The 2,605-nt window shown below is 35.4% G+C and carries 3 protein-coding genes; 1 reads left to right on the forward strand and 2 read right to left on the reverse strand.

Features of this window, described 5'->3' with window-relative positions:
- Positions 1-282 precede the first annotated feature (282 nt).
- Positions 283-831 (reverse strand): hypothetical protein, encoded by a 549-nt coding sequence (locus AB7942_RS30365; RefSeq protein WP_369449769.1) that lies wholly within the window; start codon positions 829-831, stop codon positions 283-285.
- 436 nt (positions 832-1,267) lie between these two features.
- Positions 1,268-1,438, reverse strand: a complete 171-nt coding sequence (locus AB7942_RS30370) for a hypothetical protein (protein ID WP_369449770.1) — start codon at positions 1,436-1,438, stop codon at positions 1,268-1,270.
- A 227-nt stretch (positions 1,439-1,665) separates the two neighbouring features.
- Between AB7942_RS30370 and AB7942_RS30375 the strand changes: the two genes are divergently transcribed.
- Positions 1,666-2,364, forward strand: a complete 699-nt coding sequence (locus tag AB7942_RS30375; RefSeq protein ID WP_369449771.1) for a VIT1/CCC1 transporter family protein — start codon at positions 1,666-1,668, stop codon at positions 2,362-2,364.
- Positions 2,365-2,605 lie beyond the last annotated feature (241 nt).

Here is a 2,605-nt window from a genome sequence, read left to right on the forward strand (position 1 = left end):
TAATGGTTCGCATATCCCAACGCCCATAGCGGACTTGCACCGCCTAGTTAATGAACATGCCTGGCACACAGAAAAGCGACTGCTCTAATTGAACAATCGCACCGTTTGTTTAAGTATAATTCTTCACAATCTTGTTCTCCAAAAAAAGAGTTACCCAAGAAGCACTTATTTAAAAATCACGAAACAATCACTTTATTATTTCACCCATTGTTACATTTAGATCATTACACCTGAAAAAAATAGACTATTTCTCTAACTCTAATAATGTTTTTAACATGTTGGTTATAAAAAAGAATGAATTAAAAATAGAATTGCAAAAGCAACACCAGACCGCAAATGCCACTTCCGATCCATCCTCTGATATCGAAATAGTCCCGATATAGGAACTGGAAGCAGGACTAGCAATGAAAGCAATCCACTTATATTATTAAAATCAAATTTGAAGCCGTGCATAAAGACAGCTACCGAATGCAAGATAATAAAAGCGATGGCGATAATCGCTGCTGGAGTATGCCATCTTCGGGCAAAGCGCAGCAAATTGGACAACCATTTTTTTACCTTTCCTTGACCTTTCAGCATACGAAGCCTAATAACACGAAGAAGCACATAATAAGCAATTACAAAAAATAAGGCAATTCTTGCATTGGAGCCAAAACCTTTAAATGTATGTTCGAACTGTCTGCTGTGCAGAGTGGTTAATGAAAGCTGTAATAGTCCCTTAAGTTCCCAAAGCATTATCGAAGCAGCGATAATAATCGCCACGATTAACCATATTCGTTCCTTTTTAGGAATCCATCCTTGTTTTTGGACCTTGATTTCTCGTGTATTCATTAATCTGTCCTCCTATAAATAAGTGTAGTGTATACACTACATTTCTGCTTTTTTAAATTAAAAAACAACTTTTAGATTCTCAACTTGGTCATTGTCACCAATACCCCATCTTGTATTTTAAGTACCCGATAAATTAAATAAAATACTTCACATCGTTTAAATTAATTCTGTATGAATCTTACATTCGGCTTTATCATTACGTTGTTTAAATAAACTAAATATGACATATAAATGCCTCCATTTTTTTATTAAACAAACCACTTAAAGTTAAAATAACCTCCAATTTTATTTAAATACAATATAGCACGATAAATGAAAGCATTTTCTATATTAATGAATTCTTAATTACAAATTAATTGAAAAAATAGGTTAATTTGAATAAGACAAAAAAGCTATCTAATTTTAGGTTACTAGCTTTTTCACATTGAATACTAAATTAAAGTTTTTTAACCTTGATTGGGCTCACCATTAAACTAGTCTCCCCCGTTAATGCAACAAGAAAAGCTGCGAAAATGACAGCTCTGCTCTTCAGCTCTAGCATCCGTTTGATTAAGTAAATATTTTCACAAATCTGATCGTAAATTACAAAACTATTCTTCTTAATCAAAATAGGGTTCACCATAATATCCCATAAAGGAATTTCAAGTCTAGATGTTATATGGTTGATATTGGATTAGACCAATAAAATGTTCCCATTTTATTGGTAGAATTTTTTACAAGCGTCAGGTAAATACTATAAAAAAATTTTTCCTTTTAGGAGGAGTTATAAAACAATAAAACCTACAAAAATAGGCGCATATTGGTGTTAGATCAGTTAAGTTGGAGGTGAAAAAAATGGATCAACACCTGCATCACGTAGAAGAACATTTTTCTGGGTCTGACTTCATTCGGGATGTTGTAATTGGTATGTCAGACGGATTAACCGTACCGTTTGCATTAGCTGCTGGTTTGTCCGGTGCTATTGATACAACAACATTAATTCTCACTGCCGGAGGCGCTGAAATTGCAGCAGGGTCAATTGCCATGGGACTTGGCGGATATTTGGCAGGAAAAACAGATGCGGAACATTACGAATCTGAACTTGCCCGTGAACGGCGCGAAATAATAGAACTACCAGAGCGTGAAGAAGAAGAAGTATCTGAAATTTTCAGGGAATATGGGCTTGAAGAAGACCAAATCAAATCGATTACTGAAACCATGAAAAAGAACCCTGAAAAATGGGTGGATTTTATGATGAAATTTGAATTGGGGCTAGAAAAGCCGAAGCCGACAAGAGCGAGAAACAGTGCGATTACCATTGCTATTTCTTATATTGTCGGAGGGATAATCCCTTTGTTTCCATATTTCATCCTTCATAAACCTTCAACAGCATTAATGGTTTCTGTTATTGTTACACTTAGTGCCTTACTGATTTTTGGATATGTAAAAGGAAGGTTTACTGGAACTTCTCCGGTGAAGAATGCTTTTCAAACGATGATTACTGGTGGACTTGCTGCAGCAGTTGCATTCGGTCTAGCAAGAATTCTCACCTGACAGTTAAATTTTCGTAAGTGGAAAACGATAAATACATGCATCCCCTGCCTAATGGTAGGGGGTCAATTTGTGTGGAGGCAATGGATATTTGCTAGGAAGTTGCATTAACATGGAAAATCCACCCATCTTACAATAAAAATGCAGATTGTGAATAATTACACTTAAACTCCCTCAGTTTGATACGAATATCTCTCGAATGCTCACTTATTCGCAGGATTTCATAACCCTTGCAATTGGATTT

It is taken from the genome of Neobacillus sp. BF23-41, from assembly GCF_041106275.1.

Coding starts and splice junctions, on each gene's coding strand:
- AB7942_RS30375 (WP_369449771.1), top strand. CDS start 1,666: ATGGATCAACACCTGCATCACGTAGAAGAACATTTTTCTGGGTCTGAC.
- AB7942_RS30365 (WP_369449769.1), bottom strand. CDS start 831: ATGAATACACGAGAAATCAAGGTCCAAAAACAAGGATGGATTCCTAAA.